General features: G+C 69.2%; 15 protein-coding genes and 1 pseudogene. 7 read left to right on the top strand and 9 right to left on the bottom strand.

Features of this window, described 5'->3' with window-relative positions; all coding sequences use genetic code 11:
- Positions 1-34 precede the first annotated feature (34 nt).
- The 4 genes from ACH427_RS08525 to ACH427_RS08510 are packed head-to-tail and all read right to left on the bottom strand — an operon-like array spanning position 35 to position 4,689.
- Positions 35-2,179, bottom strand: a complete 2,145-nt coding sequence (locus ACH427_RS08525) for an MMPL family transporter (protein ID WP_398868666.1) — start codon at positions 2,177-2,179, stop codon at positions 35-37.
- A 47-nt stretch (positions 2,180-2,226) separates the two neighbouring features.
- Positions 2,227-3,450, bottom strand: coding sequence for a beta-ketoacyl-[acyl-carrier-protein] synthase family protein (locus ACH427_RS08520; RefSeq protein ID WP_398868665.1), 1,224 nt, complete (start codon positions 3,448-3,450; stop codon positions 2,227-2,229).
- Entirely contained in the window at positions 3,440-3,733 is a 294-nt protein-coding gene (locus tag ACH427_RS08515) for an acyl carrier protein (protein ID WP_398868664.1), read from the bottom strand. Before ACH427_RS08515 ends, ACH427_RS08520 begins: the two co-directional genes overlap by 11 nt.
- A complete protein-coding gene (locus ACH427_RS08510) occupies positions 3,730-4,689 on the bottom strand; it encodes an acyl-ACP desaturase (RefSeq protein ID WP_398868663.1) in 960 nt (319 codons plus the stop codon). The genes ACH427_RS08515 and ACH427_RS08510 overlap by 4 nt, the downstream gene beginning before the upstream one ends.
- Positions 4,690-5,060: 371 nt before the next feature.
- Between ACH427_RS08510 and ACH427_RS08505 the strand changes: the two genes are divergently transcribed.
- From ACH427_RS08505 to ACH427_RS08485, 5 genes are all read left to right on the top strand, one after another.
- Positions 5,061-5,231, top strand: a complete 171-nt coding sequence (locus tag ACH427_RS08505; RefSeq protein WP_398868662.1) for a hypothetical protein — start codon at positions 5,061-5,063, stop codon at positions 5,229-5,231.
- Positions 5,232-5,339: 108 nt separating this feature from the next.
- Complete coding sequence (locus ACH427_RS08500) at positions 5,340-6,140, top strand: hypothetical protein (protein ID WP_398868661.1); 801 nt, start codon at positions 5,340-5,342, stop codon at positions 6,138-6,140.
- On the top strand, positions 6,127-6,735 hold the full coding sequence (locus tag ACH427_RS08495; RefSeq protein ID WP_398868660.1) for a Fic family protein: 609 nt from the start codon (positions 6,127-6,129) through the stop codon (positions 6,733-6,735). The genes ACH427_RS08500 and ACH427_RS08495 overlap by 14 nt, the downstream gene beginning before the upstream one ends.
- A 1,419-nt stretch (positions 6,736-8,154) precedes the next feature.
- The gene (locus tag ACH427_RS08490) at positions 8,155-8,754 is read left to right on the top strand and encodes an RICIN domain-containing protein (RefSeq protein WP_398868659.1); all 600 of its coding nucleotides are present in this window, start codon (positions 8,155-8,157) and stop codon (positions 8,752-8,754) included.
- An 84-nt stretch (positions 8,755-8,838) separates the two neighbouring features.
- Positions 8,839-9,570: a trypsin-like serine protease gene (locus tag ACH427_RS08485; RefSeq protein ID WP_398868658.1), complete on the top strand. Its 732-nt coding sequence runs from the start codon at positions 8,839-8,841 to the stop codon at positions 9,568-9,570.
- An 837-nt stretch (positions 9,571-10,407) separates the two neighbouring features.
- Here ACH427_RS08485 and ACH427_RS08480 read toward each other — a convergent pair.
- Positions 10,408-12,003 (bottom strand): hypothetical protein, encoded by a 1,596-nt coding sequence (locus ACH427_RS08480; RefSeq protein ID WP_398868657.1) that lies wholly within the window; start codon positions 12,001-12,003, stop codon positions 10,408-10,410.
- Between ACH427_RS08480 and ACH427_RS08475 the strand changes: the two are divergent.
- A pseudogene (locus ACH427_RS08475) lies at positions 12,003-12,152 on the top strand (IS5/IS1182 family transposase); the annotation flags it as partial. The gene ACH427_RS08480 and the pseudogene ACH427_RS08475 sit on opposite strands and share 1 nt — an antisense overlap.
- A 332-nt stretch (positions 12,153-12,484) precedes the next feature.
- On the opposite strand, the gene ACH427_RS08470 reads toward ACH427_RS08475, so the two are convergent.
- The 3 genes from ACH427_RS08470 to ACH427_RS08460 all read right to left on the bottom strand — a co-directional run bounded on the left by ACH427_RS08470 (position 12,485) and on the right by ACH427_RS08460 (position 15,181).
- Entirely contained in the window at positions 12,485-13,051 is a 567-nt protein-coding gene (locus ACH427_RS08470; protein ID WP_398868656.1) for an RICIN domain-containing protein, read from the bottom strand.
- A gap of 284 nt (positions 13,052-13,335) precedes the next feature.
- The gene (locus ACH427_RS08465; protein WP_398868655.1) at positions 13,336-14,541 is read right to left on the bottom strand and encodes a cytochrome P450; all 1,206 of its coding nucleotides are present in this window, start codon (positions 14,539-14,541) and stop codon (positions 13,336-13,338) included.
- A gap of 19 nt (positions 14,542-14,560) precedes the next feature.
- Complete coding sequence (locus ACH427_RS08460) at positions 14,561-15,181, bottom strand: MAB_1171c family putative transporter (protein ID WP_398868899.1); 621 nt, start codon at positions 15,179-15,181, stop codon at positions 14,561-14,563.
- Between the two features lie 122 nt (positions 15,182-15,303).
- Between ACH427_RS08460 and ACH427_RS08455 the strand changes: the two genes are divergently transcribed.
- Positions 15,304-15,450: a hypothetical protein gene (locus ACH427_RS08455; RefSeq protein WP_398868654.1), complete on the top strand. Its 147-nt coding sequence runs from the start codon at positions 15,304-15,306 to the stop codon at positions 15,448-15,450.
- Positions 15,451-15,647: 197 nt separating this feature from the next.
- On the opposite strand, the gene ACH427_RS08450 is transcribed toward ACH427_RS08455, so the two are convergent.
- Entirely contained in the window at positions 15,648-16,886 is a 1,239-nt protein-coding gene (locus tag ACH427_RS08450; protein WP_398868653.1) for a hypothetical protein, read from the bottom strand.
- Positions 16,887-16,926: the final 40 nt, after the last annotated feature.

Here is a 16,926-nt window from a genome sequence, read left to right as displayed (position 1 = left end):
CCAGGCGAGGCCCTCCGTGAACCGACTCATTGACTCAGCCTTCTCCTTCCTTCGCGTATGCGGTCATCCCGCGTACAGCCGTCCGCGGTGCGGTCCGACTGCCGTGTGGTGTCCACCAGTTGGCCGGCCCCAGGGCCGCCATGACAGCGGGGACCAGGACGCCGCGTACCAGTACGGCGTCCACGAGGGCACCGAGAGCGATACCGATGCCGATGAGCTTGAGGAGCGCGACATGGGACATGCCCATGGCGGCGGTCGAGACCGCCACGGCCGCGGCTGCCGAGGTCATCAGCCGGCCCGTGCGCGCGATGCCGTCGACGATCGAGCCGCGGTTGTCATGGCTGCGTTCGTACTCCTCGCGGATGCGGCCGAGCAGGAAGACCTCGTAGTCCACCGACAGGGCGAGCGTGATGAAGAGGACGAACAGCAACGTGGAGGCGTCCAGCGCACCCGGTGCGGTGAAATCGCCGAGCACGGCACGGCCGTGGCCGTCCTGGAAGAGGAGGACCATCGCCCCCAGTCCGGCACCGAGGCTGACGGCCGCCACGGCCACGGCCTTGAGGGGGGCGACGGGAGAGCGGGTGAACAGCCCAAGGAGCACCATGAGTCCCACCGCCAGGAGCAGCCCGCACGTCGGCAGGGCGCCGCACACCGCGGTCGAGCTGTCCGCGATCTGCGCGGCCCGCCCGGCGACCGCCACGGTTCCCGGCGCGGGTTCCTCCCGCACCCTCCGCACCAGCGTCTCCGCCTCGGACGTGCCGGGTGGCGCGGCAGAGGCGACCAACAGCACGGCGGCCTCCCCACCCCCTGCCGCGGCGGACCGGACGGTGCGTTCCACGCGTACGCCCGCCACGCCCGGAAGACCGTTGAGCCGTGCGGCGTAGGCCGACGCGGCGTCCCGCGCCCCGGGGCCGGTCACCACCACGGACAGGACGCGCTCGGGCGGGACGGCGAACTCGTGGCCCACGCGGGCGGCGGCGGAGGCCGCCGACGCGGACGGGGGCAGGGTGCGCTCGTCCACAAGGCCCAGCCTGGCGTGGGTGAACGGGACCGCCATCAGGACCAGTGCGAGGACCGCGAGGCCGCCGGCGAGGAGAGGCCGCGCCGTGACCGTGTACGTCGTCCTCCGCCAGAAGCGGCTGTCGTCCCCGGTGTCCGTACGCCGCCACCGCGCCAGCGGATCCCACGCCTGGACGCGCGGGCCGAGCAGCCGGAGACAGGACGGCAGCACCAGCAGGGCGACGAGCGCGGACAGCACGGTGACGACCATCCCCGCCAGGGAGAGTCCGCGCAGCAGAGGAACGGGAACCACCATGGCGGTGGCCAGACAGGTGGTGACGGCGGCTGCGGAGAAGGCGACCGAACGGCCGCTGGAGCGCAGAGCGGCAGCCAGCGCCGTTTCCCGGTCCACGCCCCGTGCCGTCTCCTCCCGTACCCGGGCCAGCAGGAAGAGGCTGTAGTCGACGGCCATGCCGAGCCCGATGGCGGAGGCGGCGCTCACCGCGACCCGTGACACGTCGGTCCACTGGGCCAGCACACCCAGGACCGGAAGCGTGCAGCCGACGGCGGTCACGGCCACGAGGACCGGCAGCAAGGCGGCAACGACCGATCCATAGGCGAGGACCAGGAGGAGGAAGAGCACCGGCGCCGCGATCAACTCGGCCCGGCGCAGATCGCGTTCGATCGTCTCGTCGATCTCCCGGTTGGTCCAGACCTCACCGCTCGGCTCCACGCGGGCCCCCGAAGCGGCGGACCGTGCGGCGGCCACGACATCGGGGGCCGCGGTCTCGCGTTCCTTGTCCGTCCCTCTCAGCCGCACGCCGATGAGCAGGGACCGGCCGTCCTTCGACCGCAGCCAGGTGTTGCCGGTCGTCTGGGCGGACCACGCCGCCCAGACGGCCGGATGCCGGGAGAGGGTCTTCACCACGGCCCCGGCGTCTTCCCGGACCGCCCCCGTCCCGCCTCCCTCGCCGGGCCGGGACACGGTGAGCAGCAGATCGGGCGAGGGCACGCCCAGCCGCTCGGCCTGCCGCCCGGCTCGCCCGGCCTCGGTTCCCGTGGCGACCGCGCCGCCTGTGCCCAGCGCCGAAAGCGCGACCGGGGCCAGTGCCCAGGCGCACACGGCGGCGAGCACGGCGCACACCACCACGAGCCACGCCCGCAGCCGTACCGCGTCCACCCGTGCATCCCTCCCGCCCGCTGGGCCCGTACCGTCGTCGGATCCGCTCAGGGAGCCGTGAAGAGCAGGACCGCGTTCTGGCCGCCGAATCCGAAGGAGCAGCTGATTCCCGCCTCCGCGCCCGTCGCGCGAGGGTGCCCGGCCACGATGTCGAGCTTGTGGTCCCCTTCCTGGTGCGCGAAGTTCGCCACCGGCGGGACGGCTCCGTGCCGCAGCGCGAGGACCGTGTAGGCCGCCTGGACCGCCCCGGCCGCCCCGAGGGTGTGGCCGATGACGCCCTTGGACGCGGTCACCGGTGGTGCGTCGGCTCCGAAGACACGGGTGAGGGCCGCCGCCTCGGAGGCGTCACTGAGGACGGTGGCGGTGCCGTGCGCGTTGACCAGCCCGATGTCCCGGGGGCCGCACCGCGCGTCCGCCAAGGCGGCGGAGATGGCCCGGGCCGCACCCTCCCCTCCGGGGTGGGGAGCCACGGGATGGTACGCGTCGGATCCGGCGCCGTAGCCGCGCAGCAGGGCGAGGACCCGTGCCCGACGGGCGCGCGCGGTGGCGGGCCGCTCCAGGACGAGAACGGCGGCGCCCTCGCCCAGGACCATTCCGTCCCGTTCGGCGTCGAACGGACGACAGGCGAGAGCCGGCTGCTCGCGCCGCCGGGAGAGGGCCCGCATCCGGGTGAAGCACGTCGTCGCCATACGGGAGCGGGCCGACTCACTGCCGCCCGCGAGGACGATGTCGCAGGTCCCCGAGCGCAGCAGGTCGCGTGCGACCCCGATGGCGGTCGCACCCGAGGCGCAGGCACTGGAGGTGGTGAAGTTGGGGCCGCGGACCCCGAGATCGATCGCGACCTCGCTCGCGGCCATGTTGGGCACACTGCGCGGCAGGGCGAGCGGCGAGACGCGCTCCGGCTTTCCGGCGCCAAGACGGCAGAACTCGTCGACGTAGGAACTCAGGCTGTTCGACCCGACGCCGAGAATCACTCCGATCCGCTCTCCCCGCCAGGACGACGGATCGAGCCCGGCGTCGGCGACGGCCCGGCGTGCGGCGATCAGGGCGAACTGGATGAAACGGTCCGTTCGGCGGGCACGGGGCCGGCCGAGCTCTCCGTCGACGTCCAGGTCGCGGACCTGACAGGAGAAGTCGACCGGAAGGCCCGCCAGTTCGGGGTCGGTCGCGGCGAGCGAACGGCCCCGGCACAGGGCCTCCCAGTTCGCCGACGCCGTGTGCCCCGCAGGGGTCACCAGGCCGAGGCCGGTGACGGCTACCTCAGACCGCACGCGCGTTCCGGAAGGCGCGAGCCGCCTCGGCGAGGGTCGAGGAGGGAGCGAGGTCCAGCGCGTCCTCGGGCAGGACGACGGCGAACTTCTCCTCCGCGGCGACCACGAGCTCCATCAGCGACAGCGAGTCCATGCCGAGGCTTTCGAACGTCGTCTCGGCGGAGAGGTTCTCGGGGTGTGCCCGCACGCCCAGGTGGTCGGTCAGCAAGGCCAGCAGGTTCTCGGGGAGCGCCGACTGCTCCGCCCGGTCCGCCGGCTCCGCCTGGTCCGGTGACTGTGTCATGCCGGGATCTCCTGTTCTTCCGTTGCCGGGCCGGACGCCCTGCATGCGTTGAGGCGGACGTAGATGTCACGCGCGCGGGATGCCTGGGCCTTGAGCTGTTCCATCTGCCGGCCGATGTGCTCCTGCGCCTCCCGCCCGGTCGGCCCCAGCCCGGTCGTGGTCATCACGCCGAGCGCCCGCAGCAGCGGCTGGAGCACGTACTCGAGATGGACGTCCAGGTTGAAGATGCCCGCTGCGGCCACGCGGGCGGCGCGCGCCCGGAAGCCGGGGATCTCGGTGCCAGGCATCCGGAAGCCGCGGATCACGTCGGCGAGGGCGGCGAGGGCGTCGTCGGGGAACGCCCGGACCGCGTCCTCGAACAGGCCCCGGTAGAAGAGCATGTGCAGGTTCTCGTCGGCCGAGATCCTGGCCATGAGCACCTCACCGACGCGGTCCCCGCACGCCGCGCCGGTGTTGCGGTGCGCCTGCCGGGTCGCCAGTTCCTGCACCGTGACGTAGGCCAGGAGATGCAGCGGAGTCGGCAGGTCGTTGCGGTATCCGTTGCCCACGTGCCGCATCCGCAGGTCCTCGAGGGCGACAGGGTCCACGCCCCGCCGGGCGTGGAGGTAGGCACGCAGGACGGACGAGTGCCTGTCCTCTTCCGCCGTCCACCGGTGGACCCACGTGCCCCAGGCGCCGTCACGGCCGAGCCGTGAGGCGATCTCGAAGTGGTAGCTGGGCAGGTTGTCCTCGGTCAGCAGATTGATGACCAGGGCGTCCTGGACCGCATGCGGCAGCTCCGACTGCCCCGGACCCCAGCCCGAGCCTTCCAGCGGCCCGTCGAAGTCCCTCGCCGCACTCCACGGCACGTACTGGTGGGGCAACCAGTCACGCGCAGCCGCCAGATGCTGATTCAGCAACCGCTCGACAGATGGCTCCAACTCCCGCAGGACGCTTTCCGCCGTGCCAGGGGACACACCCTTCACCTCTGCTGTCTCGGTCGATCGCGTACGCCTACTGGTGAACGCACCTCCGCGAGAGAGGCCACGGTGATCCATGCGATCGAGGGAAGATGATCGGTTTGTTTGACAGTCGGGGAGGGGTGAGGCAGCCAGGAGGGTCGATGGCCCCCGCGCGAGGGACCCGACGCTGTGCCGCGAATCAGGCGTGCTCCGGGCGCATACGACTGCCCGTCAGTCAGGGTGGCGACCTCGTCCGGCCTCTCGGTGGGCGAGCAGCGGCCGGGCGGTACCGGACTCAGCCCTTCAGCCAGCGTCGCGAACTGCGGCAGAACAACCGCGAGGGCATGGAGGGCCATGCCCGGCCTGGCACCCAACGCCGTGGTCCCGTGGAACAGCCTCTGCCTCGATGGGCGGCGAAGCAGCTCGCCGCCGATGGCTTCCCTGTCACCGGTGACCTCCTCGCCCGCCTCTCACCGCTCCAGTACGACCACATCAGCTTCCTCGGCCGGTACGCGTTCTCCCCGCCCGGCCGAGGCTCGGCGCCGGCCGCCGCGTGAACCATCGGTCGGCGACGACGAGAGCGGGCTAGAGGCTCTGCACGGATGGCCGCACGGGATGCGGTCCGAAAATCCGTTCGCGGTCCATGGGGCTTCGGGGCAAGACTGATGGCCGATCACATCGGACAAGAAGAGTGGCCAGCGCTGACGTACAACCGAGACACCCTGCCCTTCCCCGAGAACCGTGTGCCCCCGGTCACCTACGAGGGCATTCGGAACTGGGATGAGTTCGACCCTGCCCGCCACCCGTTCGCCTGGGACGAGGACGAGGAAGCCCGCCTCCGCTCGTTGGTCCGCGAGTGGGTGCCACCCGTGCCCTCCGGCAGGGCCGGCTGGTGGGAAGGCGAACGCTGGTGTGCAGGGCAGATAGACGCGATCATCCGGGAGCGATACGGCACCTGGGCCTGGGGATGGAACTGGTGCCACTACCACGGCGGGCCCATCGGTAACTGGGTCAGCGGGCCGGCCTCGGTGACGACCCCCGACGAGACCGCAGAACGCGTCGTATCCGCGCTGTTGGAGTGGCGGGAGTGGTTGGAGCGAACGGCCCGGCGCTTCGCCGAACTGACGCCGCCGCCGGACGCCTCACCCGAAGATCGCAGCTGGCACCTGGAGCGGGCCTGCGTCCGGCTCGTAACCTCCACGCTGGACTCGGGCGCGGAGGGCGGCTGGTACGGGCAGGCATCGATCGTCCTGTGCTGGTTCCTCACCAGTACCGGCATGGACCGAGCCAACGCCGAGCGAGCGGTGGAGAGCGCGATCGGCGGCCGGTTCAAGAGCTGGATCACCCCGGAACGGACGCTGATCGAATCCGTCGGCGAGGACCTGGCCACCGGCCTCACCGGCCACGCCCCGTACCGGGACCACCGTGAGAGGGAGGCTCTGGAGGAGCTCCATGACCGCTACTGACAGCCTTGCGGTCTGGCTGCGCGTGCGCCGTGAGGCCGACTGGCAGCACGCACCGGCCCTACAGCGGGTCCCGCCCGACCGCGATGGGTTCCGGTCCTGGTGCGAGGGGCCGGTACGCCGGCGCGACCCGATGCGCGCCGAGCGTCTGCTCGCCGCGCATGCCCTGGCCCGAGAAGATGCCGCACGCCACACCCCGCTGGACTTCGCTCTGCTCGCCGGTTGGCAGCGCGAAGTCCTCGCCGCGACAGGGACACCGTTCCGCGTGAGCGACGCCTATGCGAAGGCCGGCCGCGAGCGTTATGGCCTGACCCCGCGTACCCGGGCCCATTTCGATTCCTGCCTGCGCGAGACGACCGACCCGGACATCCCACTGGCGGCACGCGCGGCCCGGGCATACCTCGACGTGGCGTTCTTCCACCCCTTCACCGATGGCAACGCCCGCGCCGCGCTGTTGACTTTGGTCTATGTTCTGGCCCGGGAGGACATCGTCCTTCCTGAGGTCGGCCCACTTCAGATCACCCGCTACGCGGATGACCCAGCCGGTGCCGCCGACCTTGCCACCCTCATCGGGGTGCTCAACCGCCGTCGACACTGAAGCGTCCGGGCGAGAGCACCGAGAGCGTTCCCCGGCCTGGAGTAGCCGCGGATGGGCCCAGGGGCGGCTACTCCAGGGCCCCCTTCGAGAGGTGACAAGCCCAGCAGGTAGGTGATGGAGTCGCCGCCGCCCTTACGGACCGGCGCCCACACAGCCGGATCATCGACCACGTTGCTCGGATCCGTCATCTGCACCCGCTCCAGCCAGTGCGACAGCGCCAATGCCTCATCACGGGACAACTCGATCGTGACCACCGGCTCGTCCACACCCCCTCATCGTGCCCCATACAACAGAGGAGGGCGGCGGCGAACTGGGCCCGGCAGGGCCGGGGCCGTCGCGGCCGGGGCTTTCGGGGGTGGCGGCGGTGAAGCCGGCGGGGGCGGCGCATGGGGGCTTCCTCTCGCGGAGCGGGCGTCGGGTATGGGTGTGCCCTGCAGCCGTCGGGTCGCAGGGCACACGGAGGGGCGGAGCCGGGGGGCAGTGGTGGCGGAGGAGTTCTTCGCGTTCGGCCTGCGAGGCGTCCTGAAGGTAGCCCTCGGGGATGGGGACCGGGCGGTTGCCGGTCCGGTGGTCACCTCGCAGATGCGGCCGCCGAGGTCTGGGGTCCGTGACTTCGCGCCAGTGGAGGTGCTGGTGCGCGGGGCGGGAAGAGGGGGTTTCCCAGTCCTCGCCGGCGAGGAAGGAGAAGCCGTTCAGCTCGCGGTAGCAGTGGACGGCCTCGGCGGGCCGGTTGCGCAGGAGGGCACCGACCAGGAAGGCGAGGTCCCCTTCGACCAGGTACGCGCCCACTTCGCACAGCACCCGGTTCACCCGATCACCCCCGGTGCCGACCGTCTTCGTTTCCGCCCGCGTGGAAGAGTCTGTGTTCGGCGAGTGGTTGGTTCCCATCCAGTTGCTCCGGGCCTGGCCGGTGGCCGCGACGGCTCCCAGTCGACACGTGGGAGAACAACCTGACCGACTTCCCCCCGAACGGGTAACGAGCCGCCCCTCCCGGACACATCCTTAGGCGCGCCTGGTATACGACGGATTCCATCGCGTGTCAGAGCATGCGCCCCTTTCTGGACAGCGGTCCGCATCCATCACACTAAACACCCGTCCGGGTGAACTGTGTGTGGCACCCCTATCCAGGATTCAACGCTTCATGCTGTCCTGGCTTTGCTGCCCCGAACAGGGGAACTACTCGACAAAATAGGCCGGTTATGCGCCCTCACGTGTGCGCGAGTATCGATTAAGGCCTGCCGTATCGGCCATTTTGCCGCCGCTGCGCCGACCTTCGGAAGGGTCGAGCCATCGCAGCCGGCGCGGTTGAAATGTTCCACGGAACCCAACAGCCGTCTGCGGAATGCGCTTTCTCTTGGCGTCATGACGGCTGGTTGCCATTCCGTGTGCCTGGTCCCGCACCTCACAGAAGGGCATGTCATGTCCAACTACGTGATCCGCCAGAGGCTTCGCATCCTGCCGACGTTGCTCGCGGCCGGATTGCTGGTGGCCGCTCAAAGCGCTCAGGCTTCCGCTCACGCCTCTGCTGCCTCTCCGGCATCCATTGTCGGTGACAACCACTATCACAGCATCACCAATGGCGGCACCACGAGCAGTGGTGGCCACTTGGCACTGGAGGTTGAAGGTCAGTGCGGCGCTCAGACCGGCTACGTCGACATCAACACCTATGACCCGACCCACGCTTCGCAGCAGTGGAAGTTCTTCCTGGACCCGGACGGCACCGCGAACATCCAGGACAGCTGCGATCCATCCCTGGCTCTCACCGCTCCCACCTACGCCGGGGGCCCCGCCACCCTGACCCACAGGGACACGAGCCAGATCCTCCCCCAGCAGGAGTGGCAGGTCGCCCAGGACGCGAACGGTGTACTGACCATCACCAGCGCGATCACGGTCACCGACACGCACGGCACGCAAAGCCACAGCGTACTGGACAGCTGTGGCACTTGGGCGGCCGGCTCAACAGTAGTGGTGGACCCGAACACCCAGTCCACCACCCAGAAGTGGACCGTGCTCTCGTGAGCCTGCCGTCACTCCGGGCCGGACTGCCCGGTCTCTGAGCAAGGGCGCGTCGACAAGTCCCCCATGAAACCGGGAGTAACCGCCATGCGAAAGATCCAGACCGCCGCCGTCGCGGCGGGCGCCGCCGCCGCACTGTGTGCCGTGAACAATGCCGGCGCCTTCGCGATCAGCGGTGGGACTCCAGCCCCCGCCCCCTCCGCCGCGGTCCACCTCCACGTCTCCTATCCGCCCGACAACTTCGATTGCACCGGCGCGCTCATCGGCCCGCACTGGGTATTGAGCGCATCAGGATGCAACTTCGGCGACTTGTCGAAGTACCCCACCACCATCGACCGCGGGGACGGCACGGCCTACAACGTCGACGCGGCGTACAACTCCCCCAGTTCCAACTCTGATGTCGCCCTGTTTCACATCAGCCAAGCGGTCCCCGCGCCCACAGGACCACCATCCGACCCCGCGGCGAGCGGCTACATGGTGCTCACCGACAAGACCGACGCGCTCCCCGCAATGGGGGATACGGAACTCGTCTACGGCTGGGACCCGTCATCGCTGAACAAGCTCAATGTGAAAGTCACCAGGTTCGGTACGGAACCTGGTGGCCCGTTCCCGTACATCTCGGGGAGCGACTGCAAATCCGGAGGTTGCCTGGGCCCCGCGGACTACGGCAGTCCGATCCTCCACAACGTCAACGGCACGACGAAGGTGGTCGCCACATCCATCGACTTCTCGACCGTCGACGACCGGGTCCACTGCGATTCGGAAGCCTCCAACATCGTCCCTCAGCGTGACTGGATCAAGTCGACAACCGGCATTTGATCCTCCAGGGGTCGCTCCGCATGGGCATCGGTTCAACGGCTCACGTCCGGGGCAGCGGCAGATCGGGCAGCTGTGGGTGCCGCAGGTGCTGGCCGTCTTCGTGGATGCGGAGCGTGAACATCTCCGGCCCCGGGCGGCCCGCCTCCGCGCGGGTCACGCCCTCGTCGAGGGAGGGCGGCCGCCCTCCGGTCCGGCCGCGCTTGCGGGCGGATCCCTGGCCTTCTCGTCCTGGCTCACCTGGGGGGCCTTTCTCACGGCGGGGAACCGTTCCGCACGCTGGCTGCCCGGCCGGCCTACGGCGTGCCCGACAGGCCCGTGCCTGGTGCCGATGCCCGCTGTTGAGCGTGGCCCCCTTCTGGGGCAGGCGGCCGAGGCGTGCGCGGACTGGAGGACCTGGTGCCCTGCACGGCGGCCCAGTGTGGGCGGACTGCGGGATTTCCCGGCGGCGGACACGGGGCAAGGTGGAAGTGGACACGTCGATTCCCCATAGGCGGTCTCACCATCACACGCTGTGATGGTGTGTGGCCCCATCACAGACTCGGCGAACTGGAATGTGTGGTGTCATTGCCGCGCATCGTGGGCGGTGGCCATCACAGGCTCTGGGGGTGCGTCGGGGGTCTGTGCCCCGCCACACCTCCAGATGTGGGTGGGCTGTTCTTGCGGAGATGCAGCGAGGGCCCCGTGGTGGTCAGAGCACCGACCGGTCATGGCGAGCCGTCGCGTCCCGGGCGAGGGGCGCCTGGCGTTCAGGCGTGGTAGATGCCGTAGAGGCGGCGCTGGTGGGTGGTGAAGACGGGGGCGGCCAACGCACCTGCTGCCTCTGCGATGGCCTCGACCTCACTCCACCGATAGCCGGTGGAGTCGAGTTTGCGCCAGGACAGGTTGGCGCCACGGCCTGAGCCGCCGACGTGGGCGAACCATTCGTAGTTGATCGCGTGGTGCACGGTGGGGGCGTGACGGGTGCGGAAGTCGGTGTCCCAGAACTCCCAACGGTAGACAGCTCCGGGGGCGGTGTTCTGGGTGAAGGTGTGGAGATGGTCCTCGTCCCCGCGCACATCGACGCCGAGGCGGCCCCGCATGTGGCTCAGTGCGGGGGCGCTGAGGGCCTTGAGGTTGGGTTGCTTGGAGTACTTGACCTCTTCCGAGGCGTTCCAGGTGTAGCCGGAGGAGTGGCTGGCGACGTGGACGCGTTGGCCTTCGGTGCGAGCCGCCCACAGAGCGCTGTCGAGTGTGGCCAGAGCCGGGCCGAGGGCGGAAGTCCAGCCGCTGACCGGCTGAATGGCGGACCATTCCTGGCCGTTGAACCAGCCGTGGTAGATACGTCCGTCCCGCTCCGGTGTACAGCAGGTGCAGGTTGTTCTGGTAAGCGGCGAGCGCGGGAGGCTTGTCGCTGGCGTGCCCGACGATGAGGCTCGGGGTGGTCCAGGCCGCCCCGTCGTAACGGCTCCACATGAGCTGGTTGTCGGAGGCCCGCGCGAACACCGTGTACAGCGCGTTGCGGTATTCGGTGAGGGCGGGGGTGGCCCTGGTCTTCCACCCCAGCGGGATGGGCGCGCTCCAGGGGCCGGCCTTGTCCGGGGTCAGGCCGTGGTTGCGGACGATGACCTCGATGCTGCCCGCTGGATAGACGGGGCGTTCGCCGGTGTAGCGGACGGTGAGTTTGTGGTGGCCGTCGCCGTTGAAGTTCCACTCCACGGGCCGGTGGTGCAGGACGGCCAGGTCGTCCCGGCTCAGAGCGAACATCCGGGTGCAGGAGAGGTCGTCGTTGTTGCGCAGGAGGTCCATGAGGGAGATGAAGATCTTGGCGACCTCGTATCCGATCGTCACCGGCAGAGGGGTCGGGTCCACGATGATCGCGGCCGGGTTGCCCAGGACCGCGTCGATCCTCTCGACCGCGGTGTTCAGGGCCTGCTGCAGGGCGCTGTACCACCCGGAGCCGCTCTGGTCGGCCTCCCACACCTGGACGCTGGCGATCACGGAGCCACTGCTGGTCTGCTTGTCCAGGAACACCCGGTTGTTGGCGGAGAAGGTGCGGGTATCACCCTGTTTGACCGCACCGAACTCCTCGGAGCGGAACGTCTGGCCGCCGTCGTCACCCCCCACGCTGGCGGCGGAGGTGAAGTAGATCTCGTCCCTGCCGCCCCACTGGTCCCCGACCGCGCGGACGACGTGGAAGCTGTCCATCTCCAGCTTCACCCGCCACGACTCCGCGGCCTCCGGCACCGCTCCGGCACGCGTGGCGGCCTCCCCGTCGGGGTAGCGGGCCACGCCGGTGACGGCGAAACCCCTCTCCCGCATGGCCTCCACGAACGCCGAGCTCTCGATGGGCCGGCCCGCGGCGAGGTCCTCACGGGACACCAGCGACACGTTCGGCGCCGCCTTCACCGCCTTCACCAAGTGCGGCAGCTCGTTCGTCAGGTCTGCGATGGCCAACCATCGAGCGCACCTTCGGCCGGCTCATGCACCACCGCCGCCTCGCCCGCGACTACGAGATCCACCCACACCGCTCCGAAGCCCTGATCCACCTCGCGATGACCGACCTCATGACCCGCCGACTCACCGGCGAATCCACCCCGAACTGAAGAACGCCAACCGGGTCCTGGCCGCCGGACACGCTCAATCCGAGCACGGATTCGGTCATCTGAAGAACTGGCGGACCCTCACCAAACTCGGCACCGCCCCGCCCGCGCCACCCGCCTCGTGGGCGCCCTGCTCATCCTGACGAACCTCGAAGTCAACCGCCGGCAGACGATCTACAGGGCAGACTGCCGCCCACGACCAGCACGAGCGCCCCGAACGACCATCACGCCAGAACTCCTGACCAGCGGCTTTCAAGTTGGCGGAGGTTCACTCTCTTACACTCCGGATGCTCAAGGCCGAGATCACGGCATGCCCCCGGCCGACAGGCGTCGCATCACCGGGTTTTCCATTGCTGAGTGGACCTGCCATCGCAGTACCACAGGCGCACTCCGCCACCATTAGCGGTGCTTCCGGCCAAGTCCAGGCACAGGCCGGGTGGCACCACGGTCTGGATGGTTCCGTCTGACTGCAACTGCCACTCTTGGCTCTCCGTGTTATTGCAGTCCGAGATGACGACCCTCGTGCCCGGGGCAACGGAGCCCCCGTTCACATCGAGGCACTTGGCGTAGTTGCTGGCCCTGCTGATGAGGGAGGTGGGCTGCCCATTCGATTGGGGCTGCCACTGCTGGTTACTTCCCCCGTTGCAGTCATAGATCTCCATCGGGGTCCCGTTGTTGGTGTTTGAGTTCGGGATGTCCAGACAGCGTCCCGACTGCACGTTCACCAGCGAGATGACCTGGAAGGGAAACTGCGCCGCGCTGCGAGATTCGCCATTGCCGGCTTCGGCAGTGGACGCCTGGGCGGCTGAGAACGCCGCCCCCTGGGTGAACGTCAAAGCGGCTGCACACAGCACTGTCGCCGCGGCGAAACCATGCCTTTGCGCCCTGAACCTGAGATTCATGACCGGCCCTCTCCCCTGCGGACTCCCCTGTTCCGGGGAGCAGGACCAGAACAGTGCTTCTCGGCAACCATAAACAGGGGTCGCGCATGCAATTCACCCCAAAGAGTGCGAAAGTGCGCTTACATGACCGCAGGGGCGGCGAAGGAAAGCGTCTGGCTCGCAGCGCGGCAGAGCGCAAAGCCCCGTCAGAAGGACACGGTCGTTGTCCGACGGGTGACCTTGGAGCGGTGCACACGGCCGAGAAGGTGTCCGAGATGCCCTGTTCAGGGCTTCAGAGACGCCCTCTAGCCAAGCGGCACTGGGCGTTCGACCTGCCTGATCACCGGCAACGATTCCAGTCCTCGCATCAGTCGCGTACGACGCCACTGAAGACCTTCCGGCGCTACCGCGAGGCGAAGTCCAGGGAACCGGGTCAGGACTGCGCGGAGGGTGATCTCTGCCTCGGCCAGTGCGAGTGGCGCGCCGAGGCATCGGTGGATGCCGTGGCCGAAGGCCAGGTGCGCCCTGGCGTCGCGGTCCGCGTCGGGATGGTCGGGCCTCGGGTACCGGGAAGGGTCTCGGTTGGCTGCGCCGGGCGAGATGAGTACCGGGATTCCGGCAGGGACCTCGGTGTCGCCAAGGGTGAGCGCCTCGGTGCTGTAGCGGAAGGTGGCGATACCGACGGGCGAGTCGTAGCGCAGCAGTTCGTCCAGCATGCTGCCGATCCGGCCGGGGTTGGCGCGTGCGCGGTCGAGGAGATCGGGGTGCTGGAGGAGCGCCAGGATGGCGTTGCCGATGAAGTTGGTGGTGGTTTCGTGGCCGGCGACGAGCAGGAGGACGGCGAGGGAGACGAGTTCTTCCTCGCTGAGCTGGTCTCCTTCGTCCCGGACGGTGATGAGGTCGCGCAGGAGACTGTTGTCCGGCTCGGTCCGCTTGGCTGCGATGAGGTCGGCCATGTAGCCGGCCACGGCGTGGGAGGCGGCGTCGATCCGTTGGGGCTGTCCGGCGGCGAAGAGGTCGTTCGACCAGGCACGGACCTGTGCGCGGTCGCACTCGGGTACGCCGAGCATCTGGCAGATGACCGTGACCGGCAGTGGGATGGCCAGGGCGGCCACGAGGTCGGCTTCGCCCTCCACCGGGAGGTCGTCGAGGAGGCGGTCGACGGTGTGCTCGATGTACGGGCGCAGCCGGGCGACGGCGCCGGTGGTGAATGCCTTGGTCACCAGGCGGCGGAGCCGGGTGTGCTGCGGTGGGTCGGTGGCGAGCATGGTGTGCGCGACGGCGGGGTGCAGGTTGCGGTGGGAGGGGAGGCCGGCGAAGAAGCGCGCGGTGTCCTTGGACAGGCGCGGGTCCGTGAAGGCCGCTTTCGCTTCGGCGTAGCCGGTCACGAGGTAGCTGGGCCGGCTGCTGGATCCGGTGGTCACCCGGCTCACGGGCGCCGCGGACCGCAGTGCGTCGTAGACGGGATACGGGTTGTGGAGGAACTCCGGGCAGGACAGCGGGTCGCTCATGGTGTCGGGACAGCCTCCTTCATTTGTGCGGTCTCATCGGGGGCCGCGCGTACCGCGTCGCTGTTGGCGTACGCCTGCGAGACAAGCAGCAGCCACTCGGTCTCGGCCCGGAGGTTGCCCTCGCGTTCATCGGTGCCGGGTGCCGGCCGGGCGATGTCGCCGTTGGGTCGCAGGCCGCGGTGCCTGGCCCTGACGGCGTCCTTGAGACAGCGGCTTCCACCGTGGCACGCCCCCGGAGCGCATCGGCTTCGTCGAGCTGGGCCAGGGCGTGTCGGGTGGCTTGCTGGACGCGGCCTGAGCGGTAGGCCCGCAGGGTCAAAATGCCGTCGTTGATCTCGATGACCCGGCGGTGGAGCATGAAGTCCGAGTCGGCTTCCGCCCCTTCACCGGTGCCGGTGGAGGTGAGCACGATGTCAGGGCTGACCTCCACCAGCTCGTTCCACAAGGGCCCGAGGGCCTTGTAGGACCGTGCCTCCCAGCGCTTGCGGGCCGGCTGGCTGACGGGCCAGGCCAGGGCCGGCAGCGTCAGACCGGCGACGATCAGCAGAACGCCGACGACCGGAGCCACGACGCTGAACGTGCGACGCGTAGGGGTAGGGGTTGTCAGCCAGCCACAAGTCCAGCGTAACGCCGCCCGCATCGAACCGCCGAGTGCCTTCGCATGACGCCGTCCCGCAGTAAGCGGCAATCTCGACGTACTCCGGCAACGCGAGCCCGCTCCACGACCGGGCACGGCATGTGTTGCGCTACGCCCGGCAGCCCGTGTCACGGCAACGGCACGACTTCGGCGAGCGCGAGACCCGCGTCGCCGCGGAGCCGGGCTACCGCATGTGCACCTGGACCATCGACACGCCCGACTGGGACGGCCGGAGGGTGGCCGGACGGCGTCCCAGATCCGCGCGGCGGTGAGGGACGCCCCGGCGGCGGACAAGCGGGGCAGGGTCGTGCTCGGGCCTATGTCACCGTTACCCAGAGGTACTGCCGGACATCATCGGCAACCTCCGGGGGGAGGGTTATGGGTTCTGCCGAATACGGGGGGCTGCTGGGCGGAACATTCCGGCGGTGTTGACGTGCTGAGGGCGAAGTGCTCGTCCCCGATAGGGGTTTTACTCGAAATAGAACCGGGTGGCGCCATCGCCAGCTTCGTCCATGTAGATGGAGGCACCTATGTAGTTGACGTTCATTCCGGTGCCCTTGCCGTATGAGCCACTGTAGATCAAACGGCGAGCTTCTCCCGTGAAGACGATGCTCTTGCCGTCCACGGAGATGCCCGGTGTTTTGATGCCCGTCAGGCCGGACGTCGTGAACTTGGTCGTCCCACCCCACGACACGGTGATGTCGCTGTTCGCCTGGAGGAAACCACCGACAGTGAGGGCATTGCTCACGGTCGCGTGGTCCGCCGTGAGCGCGGCCTTGGCGTCGAGGTCCTTGTTCACGGTGAGACCCTGAAGGTCTGTGAAGCCGGTCACCGTCAGCGCCTGCGTCACGCTGAGGTCCTTGGCCACCGTCAGCCCCTGGACACCGGTGGAACCGGTGACCGTCACGTCACCATCCACCTCCAGCCCCGTCAGCTTCGGGTTCTTCACCGTGACCGTGGTCGTCAGGTAGTGCGTGGTCTCGGGCTCGCCCGTGACGTACGAGAGCTGGAAGGTCGTGTCACGGTCGATCGTCGCGCTGTACTCGTGGTTCTTGCCGACCGGGTACGCGCTGCCGCCGTGCGAGACCGTGTAGTCGAGGGTGGACGGGCCGTTCCACGTGAGGCGGACGTTGGGTCTGGCGTTCTCCTTCACCTCGACCTCAAGGTCGTCCGCCGTGAAGTCGGAGACCGCCATGGCCGGGATCTTCGGCGCCGGGAACTTCGTGATCTCCAGCTTCTTGAAGCGCGGGTTTTCGGGCCACTTGTTCGTGTCGGTGGTGGCAACCTCGCGGATCTCGATCCTCGCCGTGCCAGGGCGAGAGCTGATCTTCAGGTTCTCCAGGGTGATGACGAGGCCGGAGGCGTCCACGGGGACGCCCTTCTTCTTGTCGTCACCCGTGGGCGTGGCCTGGAAGCGGGCGTAGTCACCCGACGGCAGGGCGGTCTGCGTGCCGGGCTGGAGGCGCGTCACGTCCCAGCCCGGGGCCTGTCCGTCGCCCGCGTCGGCCGAAACCAGGCTCTGGGCGAGGTCGCCCTCCGGCAGGGAGAAGACGATCTCCCGGCAGTAGACGGTGTCGCCGCTGCCGTTCGAGACCACGATGTGCAGGGCGGTGGCTGGGTCGTCGGTACCGTTCGTCGCGTACAGCGGGAACGGTTCGCTGATGATGGCGTAGTCCAGCAGGGGCAGGGGGGCGTCCGGCTCGCTCACGGAGTCGGCTCCTTTCAGGATCGGGTGCGGGATCGGGTGC

Origin of the sequence: Streptomyces sp. NPDC020379, assembly GCF_044387105.1 — a bacterium.
Classification (GTDB): domain Bacteria; phylum Actinomycetota; class Actinomycetes; order Streptomycetales; family Streptomycetaceae; genus Streptomyces.
Note: the sequence above shows the minus strand (reverse complement) of the source record. Positions and strands in the feature narration are given on the sequence as shown.